Consider the following 17,312-nt stretch of genomic DNA (forward strand, 5'->3'; position numbering starts at 1 on the left):
TTGGCGGTAGTGAATTGATTTACTTGACGAATCTAGCAATGGTCGGTCGGCTACCCCCCACTTTTCCCCCCATTCGGTGTGAGATTTTATGGAACGATGCACGAGTTGCGTCCGTAATGCGTCGCCCAATGGCGGCCATTGAACGGTTGGTTCACCCTGTTAGCTTTTGGAAGGGGCATTGCGGTCCAGGCTTCTGACACTAGGAGGCGAACCCAGCGGATGCCATCGACGGTAGCGCAGATCATTTGACCGACGGTGGCGATCTGGTGGATGCTGGTGGTTGATCGACGAGGACGAAACCGCCTGACGATGCCCGCACCTGCCAGCCCTAAAATTTATCACATCGTCCACGTGGACAAGTTGGCAGCAATTGCTGCGGACGGGTTTCTGTTTTCTGACGCGGTCATGGCGCAGCAACCGGCCAATGGCACCGTCATCGGCATGAACAACATCAAGGCGCGGCGGATGAACGAGTTGACGCTCGCAAGTCATCCAGACCTCCACGTCGGTCAGTGCGTGCCATTCTATTTCTGTCCGCGCTCGGTGATGCTCTATCTCATTTATCGCCGGAACTCGGAACTGGCGTACCAGGGTGGACAAAACCCGATTGTGCATCTCGTCGCCGATCTGCACGCGGTTGTCGCTTGGGCACAGGCAAATCAGCGACGTTGGGCGTTCACGCTGTCGAACGCGGGGTCCTACTATTTCGAAGATCGTTGTGATCTTGCACAACTCGGCGACATCAACTGGAACGCGGTGCAAACCGACCAATGGTCGGGGAGTCCGACCAAAGAGCAAAAGCAAGCCGAGTTCCTGCTTGAGCGGCATTTCCCTTGGCACCTGATCGAGCAGATCGGTGTGTTCAATCAGGCGATAGGCCAGCAGGTGGGGCAGGCCATCGCAGGCGCGGTGCATCGTCCCCCGGTTCACATTCGACCGGCGTGGTATTACTGAGGGCGAACAAACATGGCACAAATCGAACTCAGAACAGGCGATATCTTGAAGGCGAATGCAGAGGCAATCGTCAACACGGTGAACTGCGTCGGCATCATGGGGCGCGGGATCGCGCTTCAGTTCAAGAAGGCGTTCCCGGCCAACTTCCGCGCCTATGCGCTCGCCTGCGAGGATGGCGAGGTGCAGCCGGGCAAGATGTTCGTTTATGACACCGGCTCGTTCACCAACCCGCGCTACATCATCAATTTCCCCACCAAGCGGCACTGGAAGGGCAAGAGCCGGATAGAAGACATCGACAGCGGGCTGGCCGCACTGGCTCAGGAAATCAGCGAGCGGGGGATCAAGTCCATTGCCATACCGCCGCTTGGCGCGGGCCTTGGCGGGCTGGACTGGGATGACGTTCGTCCCCGCATCGAAGCTGCGCTACGCGATCTGCCCAACCTCGACGTGCTGATCTACGAGCCCAAGGGAGCGCCTGAGGTGGTCAAGTCGCGCGACGTGCCCAACATGACGCCGGGCCGCGCCGCGCTCATCGTGCTCATGAATCGCTATCTGCAAGGGCTCATGGACCCGTTCGTGACGCTGATCGAGGTTCAGAAGTTGATGTATTTCATGCAGGAAGCCGGACAACCGCTCCGGCTGAACTACATCAAGCATCACTACGGCCCCTATGCCACGAACCTCTCGCATGTCCTCAACAAGGTCGAGGGACATTTCGTCGCGGGGTATCAGGACGGTGGCGATCAGCCGGACAAGGAACTGACCATCGTGCCTGGCGCGATCCCGGAGGCAGAGGCATCGCTAGAGCACGAAGCGGTAACTCACGCCCACTTCAACAAGGTGGCTGATCTGGTTGACGGCTTCGAGACACCGTATGGGCTGGAACTGCTGGCGACGGTCCATTGGGTGGCCACCCGTGAGGGGGCTGATACCGCTGAGAAGGCTCTCGCCGGGGTTCGGGGATGGAATGACCGTAAAAAAGTGTTCACCGAGCGTCAGGTCGCCATCGCGTTTGATACGCTCAAATCCAAAGGCTGGCTCGCCGCCGCGTGAGCGCGAAGCGACTTGAGATACTTCAAGGCGCTGATTTTCGCAGGCATGACGTGGCTGCAAGTGTGCATCGCCCAGCGCGGGACCGTGGGCCTATGGCCGACTGGTGGGCTATGCGCGACAAGTTGCGAAGGCAGGCCGAAGCTCAACGGAGCGCTTCGAGCCATCGAAGCGCCCGCGGGATAGGGTCATTGGAGATTGTGCCCTTTGATCAAGCTTGCGGACAGCGGAGCCTCCAAATCAGTTCGTGGAACGCTTCTCACTCGCGCTGGAAGACTCAGGCACAGGCGTATTCTATCAGCCCCAAGGTAGACACAAACCTCGTCGAGCAAGTGATCGGGAACTCGCATGCGCGCTCCTATGAGCGAGGCAAACAACGCGTCGGCGATCTGGCCGGCGTCCAGCACCGCGCGGACCTGCGTACTCAAAAGAAGGTCGGTGGTTGTGGCGACGGTGAGGACCGGAAATCGAGTGGCGGCAATGGAGATCGCCTTGCGCTCGTCGATTAGCGCGGTCGCGCCCAGGTGGAGGGCGATCGCGAGCGTGGCGGCCTCGCCATCGTCTAACGTCTGGCTGGCGGGGCCGGCGACCAAGCTCAGATAGACGTCCTCCATCTCCTCCGGCAGGTCGACGACCATGACATAGCCGGCTGCGATCAGCGGCGTGACGCTGGCGTGGGTGCTGCGGCCCTTGTCGCGCCCGCGTTCGAGTTCGCCGAGCGCGATGCTCGAAATGATCGCGGGCCTTGGCAAGGCGTGCAGTACGTCCCTCGCGCGCCCACTGGCGACAAGATTGATCCAGACGCTGGCATCAGCGACGAGCGGCGGTTCAGGCCGAAAACGAACGGGATCCATCCGTCTCAGCTCCTTCCGCTTCGAACTCATCAATGAGTGTCCGGGCATCGACGCGGTCGATGTGGAGGAGACGGGCAATCTGGCCTTCGCTGAGTAGCGCTTGACGCCAAGCTTCGCTGGCCATGACACCCATGCGCATCGAGATCTGGCGACGCGCGTCGACTTTGGCATCGTCAGGTGGGATCAGGTCGCCGAGAACCTCAAGCGCTTGGGCATCGGTGATCCCGCCCTGCTGGACGAACCAGTCCCAAGCGCCTGGCTTTGCGAGCCCCAGCTCTTCAAGCCGCCTGACCATGGCTTCGCGTGAGACGCCGAAGACGTGGGCCAGCAAAATGATGTGCCGGCGGGTCAACTTCGACGCTCCGGCGGTCAGCTCTTGGAATTTGACGTGCACCGCTCGAGCCGGAGTGAGGAAGCAGCGTGCAAAGGTGTTGGCATAGCGCTCCTCCCGGGTTGATTCGGGCGTCCCATCATGAAGTGTGTCCGGCGATTGGCGGGTCGAGATGAAGTGCCCCAACTCATGTGCGCCGGTCTGAGTGCGGCGATCGCGCGGATGGTCGGCGTTCAGCAGGATACAGGCGCCCGCGCGTTCGTCGAAAGCGTAGAGCCCCGAGATTTTTGGGTCGAGTTTCCGCACATAGACACGCGCGCCAAGCTGCAGCTCGAGCAAGCTCACGATATCGTGAACTGGCGCGAGCCCGAGCCCAAGCCACTGACGCAATTCGGCGGCGTCGTGCTCAGCCTGAAGGGCGACATTGCCCGGCAGCAATGGGCGCTCGGGCGGATCGAGCCGCGCGCGGTGGATGCCAAGCAGGTCCTCGAACTCAACCTCTGCCTGGACGAGGCGATTGAGCAGTTCGATGGCCGCTTCCAGTTTCTCGCTCTGCTCGCCGGTATGACGGAACCGCGGCCGCAGATCCACGCGGATGCTGTCCTGGCGCAGTAGTTCGTTTAGCGACAGCCCGTAGAGAACCGCGAGCTTCTGGAGTTCATCGACGCGCGGCCGACGCTGCCCTTGCTCCATCGCAACCAGAGTGGTGCGTGCGACATCGAGCGCAGCCGCTGCGGCCGCCTGCGTGAACTTCGCGTTCTCGCGAGCCTGCCGTAGCAGATCTCCCAAGTCTTTGGGCGATAGTCCGCCCGGGATCAGTGCCATGGCGACACCATAGCAACGCGGGAGACGAATGAGCGGTTACCGAGGCTGACGAGGAAATCGAGCCACTCTGCCCGGTGCCGCTCAAGCAAACCCGTCAGTGCGCGCTCGCCTTCGACCATCTCGACACCGAGCGCGTCAGCGGTTTCGCGCGCAACACGACGAACGGTGCGCTGGTGCAGGTCGGCCCCGCTGAGCGCAGCGAGATGGTCGAGATGAAGGATACCAGCGAGTGCATAGTCGCGAAACGCCGATGACATGCGGGAGAAGCCCGCCACGGCGCCTTCTTCCATTTCGGCGGCGCGTAGGTTCTCCCAGATATATCGCGAGGGCGGTTCTTCGATCCCTGCGCGGTGCATGCTCATGCGCCGCAACATGCAGGCTGCGCAGACGCCGCACTGGCGACGCTCGCCATCGAAGCTAACGCGACGCGAATCCTGCCAGCACGAGCGCGTATCATGCCAGGTGGGTGGATTGGCGAGAGAGTTCGCCATGGCGAGGGTTTCGCCCTTGGTGCTCCAAATACGGGGGTATTCATAGGTCGGGGCCTTGTCGGTGAGGGCTTGAAACAACCGCTCGATACGTCGGGTAAATGCAGGGTGAACGCGATAATCGGGATAGCTCTGCCCAGACGAGGCCAGGATAGGCCCAAGCGCACCCTGTCCGCTCTCGGTGACCACGATGCGGTCGACGGGAGCGAGCTGGGCGGCAATGCCAGTGATCACCGCGAACTTGAAGCCCCGAGACCGCGCGGACGATTCAACGCGCTGACGCTTGCCGAGCTTCACGTCGAACGGGACGGTCGCGAAGCGGCGCTTCTTGCGCGGGACCTTAGCGCTGTCGACACCCTTGGAACCGAGACGGACGCGGACGAGACCGCCTTTCTCCTGGTTCTCGACGATCGCGGCGACGGCCCGGGAGTCGAGCCCGTCACTATAGGGCATGATGATCTTGTCGGGGGTGTCGAGTTCAAGGCGACGCGGCAAGATTTTCGTCACGGGATCGCGGCGTTCGGTGAAGCTGACAGTCCAGCGATCGCCAGTTAGAAAGGCGAGCGCCTCTTCGAGCGTGCTACGGACTAGTGGCGAGCTCCATTTCTCTTCTTCATGCACCGCCACGAGCAAGTCGAACGACCGCGCCCAGCCCCAGGCCGGCCGCCGGACGCTGAGGTCGCAATATTCGACCGCGGCCGCTATCACGAGTAGGTCGATCAGATCGCGACGCCAGTCGGCGAAGAAGAAGTCCTTAAGCCCCTCGATCGACAACGTGATGGTCTGGCCGAGCGTTGCCAGGCGCGCGCCCTCTCGCGGCGCTTCGCCGATCTCGATGGCATCGACACGGTGCGGCACCGTCTCTGCGACATGATAGGCCTTGGCGGTCAAAGCGGAACTCCATCATCGAGGCCGGAATAGACGACGGTGGCGGTCCGCGCCGGCGCGTCCGGTGCCCGCAACAGCATCCGGGCAACGCCGGACACGTCCACGCCGCCATGTGCTTCTTCGAGACGCAAACGGGTGGCGCGCGCTCGGTGATCCGAGGCTTCGCGATGCATATGTTCTTCGATCTGGCGGCTCCCAGCGAGCATGCGATCAGACACGCTGGCTTCTGCGGCGCGCTGGAGCGCCGCCTGCCCGCGAAGGCCGTCCTGCAAAGCATCGATCGCGTTGTTCACGAGCCCATGCTCCATAGTCGAGGAGCATTCACGATGGAGCGCGTTCAGGTCAGCGGTCGGCAGATCCCGAAAAAGCCCGGGCTCGTCGGGACCGATGATCATAGCCGTCACACGACGCACGAGGCCGGCAGAAAGCTCTGCGCGGCAGTCGCGCTCCGCAGCTTGCTGCAGTGCTTCGGAAATCTCGGGCATCGAAAATGAAGATAGAAAGGCGCGCTTCGCCGCCCGCTTCCACTTCGGTGACATCGGCAAGGAACGGTATGGACCATCGCTCATGTGAAGCCCTCCTGGAATCCTAAATTCCAAATAGACCTGACATTGTCAACACTTCTCGATAAGAAACCTGCCATGCCTCAGCTGGGCACGTTCCGCCGCGTGATTCGTGGGCTGCCAGGCCCGTTGGAACGGGTGAGTCGACCGGATGACATATGGGTGGCGCTAACGGGTAAATTGGTGCTGCAGCGACTTCGAATTGCGCGTGAGCGTTAGAGTCATTTGTAGAGCGAACGTGCTTCCGAGGTGGACCAGCAGGGACGCGCGCAAAATCGCAACCTGTCACTCTCGCATGAATTCTGGTTTTGGGGCGGACTTTGGGCAGCTTAGCCTAGAAGGCGCAAAGCTCGCTATTTATGTCGCGCTGGCGGGTTCTCTCGCTCACGGACGACAATCTGCTTCCAACGCTCTGGATCGGCCTTTGCCATCATCCGCTGGCCAGCCCGCCACATATCGGCATCAAGCATTCGGGCGGCGATTCGCTCTGGTACCGCCCAGCTAACCGGAAGTGATCTTGCGATAGCCCCCGGCAAAATAGCGAACGTCACCATGCCCGCGACAGCGAACGCTATACGGTTGTGCAGCAACTCGCGGTTCTGCTCGACGGTCGATCGCGACCGCGCGATCATCGCGTCGATGCGGCCGGCGGCGGCGTCCATGCCCGCAGCCGCGCGCTGTAACATTTGCTGATCGCACTCCCGGCTAGCAACTGCGGCCGCAGCGATCTGGCTGCCTATGCCCTCGGGGGTCAGCCGCATGGCAGGCTGTTTGGCGATATTCCCCACCCAGCTCGTGACCACCTCAAGCCGCTTCGAAATCTCTTCGAGGCTAGGCGCGTAATCGGGCTGAGAGCTGCGCTCGTCGGTGAGCCGTTCCACAGCGCGACGAAGCAGGCTGATCTCCGCACGCAACTCGCCGAATGCATGCGCGGCGAGGCTGGTGTCTACTTCGCGGGTGCTGTCTTGATCCATCCACAAGTGTCTATCGCCCGAGCCCGCGACCACGCGAGAGACCGAGCCAGTCTTGGATGCTGTGGGATATCGACGCCCCCTCCTTCGCCTGGATTCCGAGGGCCGGGAGCCGCTTTCTGACTAGCGACTCGGCTTGTGCATCGCGTTCGAGGCTCTTGCCGAGCGCACTCATTTGCTGCCCGATCGCCCGGACGCCGGTCCCATCACCGGCATGGCGAAGCGCGCGGTGCGCTTTGACCAACTTCTGCCAGTCCTCCACAAACCGGTCGGCGCGACGCTCAGGGCTAACGCGCAACTCCGCCTCGAGGATCATAGCGCGAATGGCGGTGTTGGTCCGGCCCCGGGCCGCTTCATCGACCAGCCTTATATCACGCGCGAAGGCTGCGCGAAGATCTCGGGAAGCGTCGGGGCGGGCAGTGTCCAGCGCCTCGCGTGCCTTGTAGTAGGCGACACGCTGGTGTGGCAGCTCGGTGTAGCCGTCCTTGCGCATCCGCATGATATCGGCAGTCGCGCGGGCGAACCGCTGCACCGGATTTTCTAGTCCAATCGGCTGCGCATTGCGTGCAGGCGACGGTGTTGCGATCCGCACTCCTTCGAACATGCCGCGTGTCAGCGGGGGCGCCATCGGCCGCAGGTCGAGACCGACAAATGGATCACGCGCCAGACCGGGTTTCGTTTTCTCGATCGCCGCCTCTGGCAGCCATATCTGCCGCCGGTCGGCGAACTCGCGCGTGTAATCTGAAGCCACGTCCTTCGCGCGATCGCGGGACAGCGCGCGGACGAGCTTCGCGGGTTCGGCGAAATCGTCACGACCATAATGGAGCTCGACATGGTCGCGGTGCCGCGACAGCGCGACATAGGCAGCGTGTCGGTCGAGACCTGGTGTTGCCAGTACATGCGCCCGATCGACCGTCACGCCTTGGGCCTTGTGGATCGTCGCGGCATAGCCGTGGTCGATCTGCGCATAGTCCTTGAGGTCGAATTCGACGGCGCGACCATCATCGAGCATCACCACCATCCGGGCGGTCATCACGCTCTCCACGATTCCAAGCGAACCGTTCTTCACGCCTAGGCCGCGCTCGTTCTTCAGGAACATGATGCGGTCACCAGATGCGAATGTCCGCTGCCCCCGCTCTGCGCGCAGCGTGATGTTCTCGCCGAGCTGCCCGGCAGCGCGCATTCGCTCGCGCGCGGCCAAGTTGAGCGCCTGCACCTCATCATTGGTGTGGGTGAGGATGATCCGCGTCGCGGCCGGCGCCGAGGCGCGATCGCGATCCCAGCGATCGACCAGATCGGCACGCGCCTGCTCGCGGGTCTCAGCGGCATGAACATGGCCATGCTCGTCATAGGCGATCAGCGCCTCCCCGCTTCGGCCGGTGGCGAGATACCGGGTGGCATCACGCTGCCAATCCTCGCGCTGGCGGCGAATGTCGGTGATCTCAACCGAGCCGTGCCGCTCGGCAATCGATCGGAAGGCGGCGCCGGCTTCGATCGCCTGGAGCTGCTCGGGATCGCCGATCAGCACGACCTTGGCGCCGCGCTTCTCCGCCTCGGCGATCACGCGCTCCATCTGCCGTGAGCCGATCATGCCGGCCTCATCGATCACCAGCACATGGTCACGCGACAATAGCTCGCGGTCCTGCGCCCATTGATGTTCCAGGCTGGCAATCGTCCGCGACTGAATCCCTGAACCGCTCTCCAGATTCTCAGCGGCGATGCCGGACAGCGCCAGACCCTGGACCTGATAGCCGGCACGCTCCCAGGCATTGCGCGCAACACCGAGCATCGCCGACTTGCCCGTGCCGGCATAGCCCACGACCACACCGAGACCGTCGCCGTCGGTGACATGCTCGAATGCCGATCGCTGTTCTGCGGAGAGCACCAGGCCGCGTCGCTCGGCCGCAGCCACCGCGCGTTCGCGATCCCGGTCAGCGACACGATGCGTTTCGCGCTCGGCGAGCGCCTGCGTGGCGCGAGCCAGCCGCTGCTCGGTCTCGATCATGTCACGGCTGGTGAACCGGTCCTGGCCGCGTCCGTCCTTGCCCAACGCCACCAAGTCGGGCGCACCGCGCACCGCGGCCATCACCTGGTCGAACTGATCCTTCCCGTCGCTATGGCGATGCGCTAACATCGCAAGGTCGCGGGTGGTGAATGTCGCCTGGGTACGGGTGATCGCGTCAAGCGCGATCCGCGGATCGGCAATGATCTTCGCGCCGTTGGAACGCGCGATCTCGCGATGCTCTGCGGCGCGCTCGGTATCGAGCCCCTGCGCCGCCATCCGAGACGCCGCCGGCCCGACCTTGTTCTGCGGCTCCAGCTCAATGCCCTGCGCTTCAAGAGAGCGATGATCGATCCGTGCATCGATATCGAGTTCGGCAAGCCGTTGGTTGACGTGCTCGCTCCAGCGCTCCCGCCATTTCTCCAGAAGATCGGTGCGGTTCCAGTCGCGATTCTTCTTTCCGAACCCGTCCTCGCCGACCTCGCGCATCGTCAGCATCACATGCGCATGCGGCTTGGCCAGGCCATCCGCGCCGATGTCCCAATGCACGTTGAGATCTGCGATCATACCCCGATCGACAAACTCATCGCGCACGAAGTCGCGGGCGAGCTCAATCCCCTGCTCCTTCGTCATCTCCCTGGGAATCGCGAACTCGATTTCGCGCGCCAGCTGCGCGTCGATCCTCTTCTCGGCCGCCTCGACCTCGTTCCACAGCCTTTCGCGGTCGGCGAGATGCTCCGGCGCACCGTCCGGCAGCATCACCTCGGAGTGGACGACGCCTGCCTTGTTCGAGAAGTCATGGTGCCGGTCGAGCCGCTGGTCGTGCAGCCGCGAAGCCGAGCGATAGGCAGCCGACGCCAGCGCCGACGAGCCCGAAGCGCGTGAGATGACTTTGGCCGAGAAATGGTAGATCGCCATGACGGCAATCCACTTACACTTCAGAAGCGACGTCGGCACGACGTATAAGCGCGCCCTCGAAAGAATTCATCTTTCTCGGGACTGGGTAATCCCATGAGATTTCAGGGCGTTGTCCTTGATCGAGAGCAGCGGTAACTGGTTCGTCCTTGCCGCACAACGCAAAGGATGAACCATGCGCAAACCCCGAGATTTCGATGCCGAGCTGAAGGCACTGGCCGACAAGGCCAGGCACCTGCAGCAGCAAAAGCTCCACCAGCTTGGCGAGCTGGTGACCGTTACCGGTGCGGACACGCTGTCGCCCGAGCATCTGGCCGGCGCGCTGCTCGCTGCGGTCGAGATGAAGGACGCGCCGACGAAGGAGGCATGGCGCAAACGCGGCGCCGCATTCTTTCAGAGCAACAGCCGCAAGAATGCCGGAGCGAATGCGCAGGAATCAGGTGTCGTTTCGGCACGCGCTGGCGGCGCGGCATCGTCTGTACGCGCAGATAGCGCGTCAGGATAAGCGAGCCTGGGTCGTGAAGCGGCGTGAGCGCACGCGGCAGCTGATCGAGCTGGGCGGCCTCGTTGCAAAGGCAGGCCTGGTAGAACTGACCGATGATGATCGCGCGGTGATCTTCGGATTGCTGACGAGTGCCGCCGGGACTTTGCAAGGCGAGGATCGCGATCAAGCACTTGTGCTATGGCGGCGGCGCGGAAAGCGCGCATTCGGCAATGAAAGAGATGGTTGACCGGGAGTTGGTTGCGTCGCCAACCAATATACGACAGGGACGGTGACCAGGCGTGCAGCTATCAAATCCGATATCGCGCTGCGCCAACTAAGGAAGGGTCGCGAATGTCCGACGAGAACTCCCTGAACGCCGTCGAGCTTGCCGCAGAACTCACGATTGCCTGGCTTGGCAATCAGAATAACCGCGTGAACGCCGAGGATGTACCTGCATTCCTGCGCACGATGCACGCGACTGTTATCGAACTCGATGGAAAAGCGGCGCCCACAACTGAGGCAGTCGATGAAGCCGGCAGTGAGTCCGAATACACGCCAGCTGTCTCGGTACGGAAGTCGCTCGGCTCGAAAGATCACATCATCTCGATGATCGACGGCAAGCCCTACAAGACGCTGCGTCGCCATCTCTCGACGCACGGCCTCACGCCCGAGGAGTATCGCGCGCGGTATAACCTCAAGGCGGATTATCCGATGGTCGCGCCGAGCTATTCCGAGCAGCGCCGCGCGATGGCGCACAAGATCGGCCTTGGCGCCAAGGGCCGCGCGGCCAAGTCGGGCGCGGCCGCAACGCCGGCCTCGTCTCCGGCACGCAAGCCTCGTGCGAAAACGAGCGCTTCGTAACAACCATCTGCGCGCCGGGCGCGGTGCGCCCGGCGCGCTAGTCGCAGGCGGCTGATCCAGGCTGCGAGATTTCGGCCAGCGATCGGCGAGCAAGCATCGGCCGCGCCTGCGACAACGCGATTTTAACGCGGCTGCGCAAGGCTGATTGCATGTCTTTCCTTGTCCTCGCTTGCGTGTTGATCGCCGTGGACGGCGACACGCTCCGCTGCGATCAGGAACTCATTCGCCTGATAGGAATCGATGCGCCGGAGTTGCCGGGGCATTGCCGGGACGGGCGCGATTGCGCTCCTGGTGATCCGCTGGAATCAAAGCGAGCATTGGAAGTTCTGGCGCGCGGGACTGCGTCGATCGATCGCCAGGGCCGTGACATATATGGCCGAACGCTGGCACGGGTGCAGGTGGGCGGAGTCGATCTGTCATGCGCGCAGCTAGCGGGTGGGCACGCGATTTACCGGGCAGACTGGGATCAGTTCGGTTTGGTCGGCACCGATTGTGGAATAGCGAAGCCACCCCAGGCCGCTTCTGCTCCGCCGTCAGCTCGGCGCGCTCGACCGGTTTCAGCACCGAAAGCTGCTGTCACCGGCTGGAGCTATCGCAATTGCGCCGAGGCTCGGCGCGCGGGCGCGGCCCCGCTGCGCCGTGGAGAGCCCGGCTATGGTGCTCACATGGACGGGGACGGTGATGGCATCGCCTGCGAGCCATTCAGGAGATAGTGCCGTTCGGCAGGCGGGTGTAGGCACCTGATCAGGCGAGGCGCTCCTCGCATACCACGCGAACCAGATCGCGCAGCACCGCGACCCGCTCGCCGAGCCAGGCCAGTTCCTCGGCGGTGATCTTGTAGTGCGGCGAGTAGCGCGCGTTCACATAGGCTTGGCGCAGCAGCTCGAACCGCCTGCGACTGTCCTTGTCGTCGCGCGGCCATGCTTCGATGAGAGACGGTGCGATATCCTCCGCGCGCGAGCGCAGGAAGTTCAGCTTGTGCGATTTGGGACTGTAGAGCGTGAGCACGAGCAGAGTGCAGTGGTAAAGGCGCTCCGCCGTTTGATGCAGCAGGAAAGCGGCATCGCGTTCCTTGCCCTTCTCGATGTAAAAATCCGCACCTAACAAGCCACTCTCGGCTTGAGCGAACCAGTAATCGAAGTGCTCCTGGGCCTCCGTCCGCGCTTCCTCAGGCGGCAGGTTCTGCGGTGCCGCAAACCCAAACCCCTCAGCCTCGTAGAGCGCGATGCCCTGCTTGAGGATATCGACAAAGAACGGCCGCCCGCGCTCGAGCTGTTTGTTCACATCGCTGAGGGTGTGGACGATGAAATTGACCGGTGCGCTGAGCGTCTGGGCAATGGTCACTTCGCGCATCAGCCGGTCATCGGCGGCACCCCAATATTCGGTGACATCGGTCAGCCGTTCGTCATTGACGACGACAAGGATATCGTAGTCCGAATGATAGCCGCCAATCGGATCATCGACCCAGTCGCCACGCGCATAGGAGCCGAACAGCACCAGCTTGAGGATCCGCGCGGCCTTCTTCTTGGGATCGGTGGTCCGCGCTGTGATCTCGGCGAATTCCTCGAACAGGATGCGCACGACATGGGCCAGCTCGCGCTGCTTGGCCTGTGGCAGATGATCGAGATCGCTTCGCATAAGACAGCCTCAACCTGTGGCAGGCTCGGACCGGATGGCAAGGCCTATCCGGTCCATAACCCGAGGATCATTGCTGGCGTTGATCCGCCTCGGCTTGAAGGAAGCCGAGCAGATAGTCGGCCGCCTTGCTGGCAGCGCTCGCGGCGCGGAAGACCGCCTTCTCGTCCTCGCGCAGCACGGCGAGCCACAAGCCGATATAATCCGAGTGCCGGACGGTTGGCTGGATAGAGAGCGATGCACAGGTAAAGGCACTCGCCATCTCGGCGACCAGCTCCTCGCGGGCATAGTCGGCACTGCCGAAGCTGCCGCGCAGGTTGCGATCTAGACGGCTCGCATGGCCGGTCCAATGCCCCAGCTCGTGCAGCGCAGTGCGGTACCAGTTGATCGGTGCGGGAAAGGCTGCCTGCGGCGGTACCTGCACATAGTCGTGCGACGGGGAATAATAGGCCTCGCCGCCACCAATCCGAAAGTCTGCGCCGGTTGCCGCAATCACCGCCTCGGCCAAAGGGATTGCCTCGCGCTCAGTTGCCATCGCAGGAAGCGCCGTCACCTTGTCCGGCAGCCCCTCGCACTGGTCGATGTTGAAGACAGTGAAGCGCTTCAAGAACGCCAGCTGTCGCGCCTCCCGCTCCTCGCTCTGCGCGCGCTCGGCTTCGACCTTCGGCGTGAAGCGATCGGCATAGCAGATGGTGGTGCCCCGCTCGCCCTTGCGGACATTGCCACCAAGCGCCTTGGCCTGCCGATAGGTCAGCCAGCGCTGCGAGGCATAGCCGCCCTCAATGACCGCCGCCCAGAGGATCAGTATGTTGATCCCCGAATAGCGCCGCCCCGTTCCCGCGTTATGCGGCATCGTACAGCCGCACGCCGCGCTGTCCCACGGCTGCACCCAAGGCAGCCGCCCCTGCTCCAGCTCGGCAATCACCCGCGCGGTCACCTCGCTATAAAGGCTCTCGCGGTTGGTTCTGGTCGTCTCCATCTTCCCTGCTCCTCAAACCACCGCAACCGGCGCCGGAATGGCGGGTGGGCGGCAGGAGCGGTCCGACGGTCCCGCCGGCAGAGGCGGGCCGCACCCGCAGGGCTGCAACGCAGTGGAAGACCCGGGCATCGCCCGGGTTGCGGCACGCCGCGGCGGGATCACAGGGCAGCGACGCCCACCCGCCAGAACGAGTGCCGGAGGCCAACGCCGGCGCATCCGCGCCGTCCGCAGATCTCAGCGCGAAGCGCTGCCCAGCGCCCCAGGCGCCTATCAAACATGCATCCTCGAATCCGGCCGGCCGTCGCGGCGGCGTGCGCGCGCGACCGTGCGCCAGCCGCCGCCGCGCCTTCCGGCGCGGGTCGAGTGTGCGACGCGGAAAGCAAGAGGCGCCGCGGACCCTGGCGGCTTCGCGGAAGCCCGCCAGCGAACGCCCATCAGATATCGCGTTCCACTACTCGCCGGCTCCACCGGCCATTACGTCAGCGATCGTCACCCGAATGGACCGAGACGCGCAGCGACTCGGTGCCGCGCGGCGGCGTAGAGCGCGATCACACCGCAGGCATGAGACGCTCTGACACGCGACCCTCGAGAATCGCGAACCGCCTTTATGTACGAAGATCGACGCCCAGATACGCCCATATACGCGACCGACACGACCACCCCTTGCCCAGATGAACAACCCTGCACAGCCTCCCTCCGGGGAGCACCAATCAGACGCAAATAATGCAAGGTGATACCAATGCAGGCCGACACTCCAGACCGTATCCTCCGGATCAAGACCGTCCTCGATCGCACTGGCCTCAGCCGATCGACTCTGTACCGGAAGATGCAGAACGGCACCTTCCCCAAGAACGTCCAGATCAGCACGCGCTGCGCCGGCTGGAGGGAGTCGGCGATCAACGCTTGGCTGCGCAACCCGATGTTCTATTCGGCGGACGACCACGCCTAAGGATAAATGCTCAGGCGAAACTGCTGGTCGCACCGGATGCGCTGGCAATCATGCCCGTAGCGCGGGAAATCAACGCAAACCCAAGTATGCTGCCAACGCATGCGCGCCGATCGTAGAGCCTGCGACATGGAGGCTGCGTCCATGACGTTCATCACCCCGGAAGGGCAGGCTCTGCCCCATTCGCGCCGCGGTTCGCCCAGCATTTCGATTGTGCTCCTTGGCCTCGCTGCCGATACGGTGATCGCGCTGCTCAAATTCGCGGCTGCCCGGGAAAGCGGCGCGACAGCGCTTTTCACCGAGGGCGTCCACAGCCTGCTCGATGTGCTGACCGAGGTGATCCTGCTATATGGCCTAGCGTCTGCCCGCCGGCCGGCCGACCGCAATTTCCAGCTCGGCTATGGCCGCTCCGCCTTTTTCTGGAATCTCATCGCCGCGATGCTGATCCTAGCGCTGGGCGCTGGTTTCGCCTTGCGCGAAGGGTGGCACCAATATGCAGCTCCCCAGCCCCTCGGGCCCAGCACGACGAGCTTCGTCGTCCTCCTCCTGTCCTTCCTGATCGATGGCAGCTTCGCCTTCTTCACCTGCCGCAAGATCGTTCGCACCTCGAGCGAGCACAGTCTCGTCCAGTATCTGCGCCGGTCACGGGACGGCGCGACGCTCACCGTGCTATTCACCAGCTTCGCATCGCTCGCGGGAATCCTCATTGCGGCGCTGGGGACACTGGCAAGCACGCGGCTTGCCTTCCCTGCCGCCGACGGGATTGCCTCGCTCGCTATCGCGTTGATGATGGCGGCAACGGCGCTGCTACTCGCCAATGAGAGCCGCAGCCTGATCATCGGCGCATCGGCCTCGCCCGAAACCGAACGCAAGATTCTTGCACTGGCGGCCACGGTGCCGGAGGTGGCTGCCGCCAATGGCATGATCACTGTCCATATCGGCCCCGGGCGCCTCGTCGTTTCGATCAGCATCGCCTTTCGTGCCGAGTGCCGGACACAGGATATCGAGCGCGCCGTCGTAGCGATCGAGGAGCGGATCAAACACGGCGTTCCGCAGGTCTCGCTGCTGCTCGTCAAACCGCAGAGCGCGCAGCAGTTCCAGGACGTCCAGTTTCGGCGTGGCTGGTAAGGCCCGAGTGCCGGTACCTAGGTATAGTGTTCAGGCGCTTCCCGTTCGGCGAGTTTCCGGCCCATCGCACCAAAGATCACGGGAGCCCACCATGTCGACCAAACCCTTTGCAAGTCCGCGCGAAGCCGCACGCCCGTTCACGCCTGAATTGACCGGCTATGTCGAGGATCCGCTTTTCTCCAAGGTCTGGGAAGACAGCGCGCTCTCGAAGCGTGACCGTAGCCTCGTCACCATCGCCGCACTGGTGGCCGTGCGGGGCCTCGAAGAGATGCCGGCACATCTCAATCAGGCTCTAGCAAACGGGGTCACCCGACAAGAGCTAAGCGCAGTCATCACGCATATGGCGTTCTATGCGGGCTTCCCCGCCGCCATCTCGGCATCGGCGATGGCCACCGCTACGCTCGGCCCACGGGATGCCTGACCGGCGCAGCCGATGGCTAGATCCGGCGCCCCTGACTCTTGCGCCACGCCAGCGGAGAGACGCCTGCAAACTTCCTGAATACCCTGCTGAGATGGCTCTGGTCCGCGAAGCCGCAATGGATCGCGACTTCGGAAATGGGAATGCGCTCGTCGCGGAGCATCTCTCTCGCTCGGTCGACCCTCCGCTCAAGCAGCCACTGATGCGGAGGCATACCGGTGGATTGCCGGAACGAGCGGGCGAAGTGCGCGCGCGACAGGCCGCATTCCTCGGCCAGGATATTCAGCGAGATATTGCCGTCGAGGGACGCCTCGATCAGTTCCTTGGTCCGTCGCTCCTGCCACGCCGCGAGGCCGCCCCGAATGGGCCGGGGCTTCGCGGTGGTGATGCCATACCGGCTGGCCAGGTGGCTGCACAGCGCCCAGCCGATATGCTCCAGGAAAAGGCGATTCGCCTCATGCGGGTGATCGAAAACTGGCCGCATCGCGAGCGCAAGCCCGTATAGCTGCCCGTCGTCCATGGGCTCGCCTGGAGCGGATTGTAGATCCTCGACCTCTGCGGGAGCCTCATCCGTCAACGCGAAGCCGAATGCTCGCCGATCGACATGGAAATTGAGACAATCGAATGCGGTCCGCAGGTTCGCCCGCCAGTTTCGCCGATAGTCGAAGAAAACGGTTTGCCCGGCCCCTTGCGAGTGGAAAGCCAGCTTTCGCCCATTCAGGAAGATCTCTCCAGCATAGTCGCGCAACTGGACATTGATAAGGAAGGCATCCTCGATCAGATGCGGATCGGTCATGCCGAGACCACTGGTTTCCGAGCGCAATCGTGCCGCGCCGATCGGGAAGTTTCCCGGCCCCTCGAACGTTACCGAAGCCGCGTCTCGTACCCGCAGAAAAGTTTGAGAGCGATTTGTACGCATTTCCGGTCTCTGCCAGCCCGTTGCTCGTGAGCGCAAGGCCCGCCTTATCCATGAGATCGGAGCTGCCTCGTGCCCCCGTATGGGGGCGCAATCTCACCCGA

Annotated in this window: 18 protein-coding genes; 9 read left to right on the top strand and 9 right to left on the bottom strand. The window is 63.2% G+C overall.

Translation table 11 applies throughout. The features are described from left to right. Positions 1-255: 255 nt before the first annotated feature. Both darT and darG read left to right on the top strand, forming a co-directional pair. Complete coding sequence (gene darT, locus J2W22_RS04155; RefSeq protein ID WP_307116999.1) at positions 256-954, top strand: type II toxin-antitoxin system toxin DNA ADP-ribosyl transferase DarT; 699 nt, start codon at positions 256-258, stop codon at positions 952-954. A gap of 12 nt (positions 955-966) precedes the next feature. Beyond that, positions 967-2,007, top strand: a complete 1,041-nt coding sequence (gene darG / locus J2W22_RS04160) for a type II toxin-antitoxin system antitoxin DNA ADP-ribosyl glycohydrolase DarG (protein ID WP_307117000.1) — start codon at positions 967-969, stop codon at positions 2,005-2,007. 185 nt (positions 2,008-2,192) lie between these two features. Here darG and J2W22_RS04165 read toward each other — a convergent pair whose 3' ends face one another. The 6 genes from J2W22_RS04165 to traA all read right to left on the bottom strand — a co-directional run bounded on the left by J2W22_RS04165 (position 2,193) and on the right by traA (position 9,844). Further along, entirely contained in the window at positions 2,193-2,858 is a 666-nt protein-coding gene (locus tag J2W22_RS04165) for a hypothetical protein (RefSeq protein ID WP_307117001.1), read from the bottom strand. Further along, the gene (locus J2W22_RS04170) at positions 2,833-4,014 is read right to left on the bottom strand and encodes a helix-turn-helix domain-containing protein (protein WP_307117002.1); all 1,182 of its coding nucleotides are present in this window, start codon (positions 4,012-4,014) and stop codon (positions 2,833-2,835) included. The genes J2W22_RS04165 and J2W22_RS04170 overlap by 26 nt, the downstream gene beginning before the upstream one ends. Then, positions 4,005-5,393, bottom strand: a complete 1,389-nt coding sequence (locus J2W22_RS04175; protein WP_307117003.1) for a 7-cyano-7-deazaguanine synthase — start codon at positions 5,391-5,393, stop codon at positions 4,005-4,007. Before J2W22_RS04175 ends, J2W22_RS04170 begins: the two co-directional genes overlap by 10 nt. After that, on the bottom strand, positions 5,390-5,959 hold the full coding sequence (locus J2W22_RS04180) for a hypothetical protein (protein ID WP_307117004.1): 570 nt from the start codon (positions 5,957-5,959) through the stop codon (positions 5,390-5,392). Before J2W22_RS04180 ends, J2W22_RS04175 begins: the two co-directional genes overlap by 4 nt. A gap of 347 nt (positions 5,960-6,306) precedes the next feature. After that, complete coding sequence (locus J2W22_RS04185) at positions 6,307-6,927, bottom strand: DUF6118 family protein (protein WP_307117005.1); 621 nt, start codon at positions 6,925-6,927, stop codon at positions 6,307-6,309. Positions 6,928-6,937: 10 nt separating this feature from the next. Beyond that, positions 6,938-9,844, bottom strand: a complete 2,907-nt coding sequence (gene traA / locus J2W22_RS04190) for a Ti-type conjugative transfer relaxase TraA (RefSeq protein WP_307117006.1) — start codon at positions 9,842-9,844, stop codon at positions 6,938-6,940. Positions 9,845-10,016: 172 nt separating this feature from the next. Here traA and J2W22_RS04195 point away from each other — a divergent pair, with 172 nt between their 5' ends. The 4 genes from J2W22_RS04195 (at position 10,017) to J2W22_RS04210 (ending at position 11,899) form a co-directional block, all read left to right on the top strand. Then, a complete protein-coding gene (locus J2W22_RS04195) occupies positions 10,017-10,346 on the top strand; it encodes a conjugal transfer protein TraD (protein ID WP_307117007.1) in 330 nt (109 codons plus the stop codon). Between the two features lie 13 nt (positions 10,347-10,359). After that, positions 10,360-10,572 (top strand): conjugal transfer protein TraD, encoded by a 213-nt coding sequence (locus J2W22_RS04200; protein WP_307117008.1) that lies wholly within the window; start codon positions 10,360-10,362, stop codon positions 10,570-10,572. 104 nt (positions 10,573-10,676) lie between these two features. Continuing rightward, positions 10,677-11,186: a MucR family transcriptional regulator gene (locus tag J2W22_RS04205; RefSeq protein ID WP_307117009.1), complete on the top strand. Its 510-nt coding sequence runs from the start codon at positions 10,677-10,679 to the stop codon at positions 11,184-11,186. Between the two features lie 149 nt (positions 11,187-11,335). Continuing rightward, positions 11,336-11,899 carry a thermonuclease family protein gene (locus J2W22_RS04210; RefSeq protein WP_307117010.1) on the top strand — a complete coding sequence of 188 codons (564 nt, stop codon included), beginning with the start codon at positions 11,336-11,338 and terminating at the stop codon, positions 11,897-11,899. Between the two features lie 31 nt (positions 11,900-11,930). Here J2W22_RS04210 and J2W22_RS04215 read toward each other — a convergent pair whose 3' ends face one another. Together J2W22_RS04215 and J2W22_RS04220 are read right to left on the bottom strand one after the other, a co-directional pair. Beyond that, positions 11,931-12,824, bottom strand: coding sequence for a HEPN domain-containing protein (locus J2W22_RS04215; RefSeq protein ID WP_307117011.1), 894 nt, complete (start codon positions 12,822-12,824; stop codon positions 11,931-11,933). Positions 12,825-12,891: 67 nt separating this feature from the next. Next, positions 12,892-13,800: an ArdC family protein gene (locus J2W22_RS04220; RefSeq protein ID WP_307117012.1), complete on the bottom strand. Its 909-nt coding sequence runs from the start codon at positions 13,798-13,800 to the stop codon at positions 12,892-12,894. A 739-nt stretch (positions 13,801-14,539) separates the two neighbouring features. Between J2W22_RS04220 and J2W22_RS04225 the strand changes: the two genes are divergently transcribed. The 3 genes from J2W22_RS04225 (at position 14,540) to J2W22_RS04235 (ending at position 16,295) form a co-directional block, all read left to right on the top strand. Beyond that, positions 14,540-14,749, top strand: coding sequence for a helix-turn-helix transcriptional regulator (locus J2W22_RS04225; RefSeq protein ID WP_307117013.1), 210 nt, complete (start codon positions 14,540-14,542; stop codon positions 14,747-14,749). A 141-nt stretch (positions 14,750-14,890) separates the two neighbouring features. Then, a complete protein-coding gene (locus J2W22_RS04230; RefSeq protein WP_307117014.1) occupies positions 14,891-15,874 on the top strand; it encodes a cation diffusion facilitator family transporter in 984 nt (327 codons plus the stop codon). A gap of 91 nt (positions 15,875-15,965) precedes the next feature. Continuing rightward, complete coding sequence (locus J2W22_RS04235) at positions 15,966-16,295, top strand: carboxymuconolactone decarboxylase family protein (RefSeq protein WP_307117015.1); 330 nt, start codon at positions 15,966-15,968, stop codon at positions 16,293-16,295. 16 nt (positions 16,296-16,311) lie between these two features. On the opposite strand, the gene J2W22_RS04240 is transcribed toward J2W22_RS04235, so the two are convergent. Continuing rightward, the gene (locus tag J2W22_RS04240) at positions 16,312-17,211 is read right to left on the bottom strand and encodes a helix-turn-helix domain-containing protein (RefSeq protein ID WP_307117016.1); all 900 of its coding nucleotides are present in this window, start codon (positions 17,209-17,211) and stop codon (positions 16,312-16,314) included. Between the last annotated feature and the right edge of the window lie 101 nt (positions 17,212-17,312).

Origin of the sequence: Sphingomonas kyeonggiensis, from assembly GCF_030812785.1 — a bacterium.
GTDB classification, from domain to species: Bacteria; Pseudomonadota; Alphaproteobacteria; order Sphingomonadales; family Sphingomonadaceae; genus Sphingomonas; species Sphingomonas kyeonggiensis_B.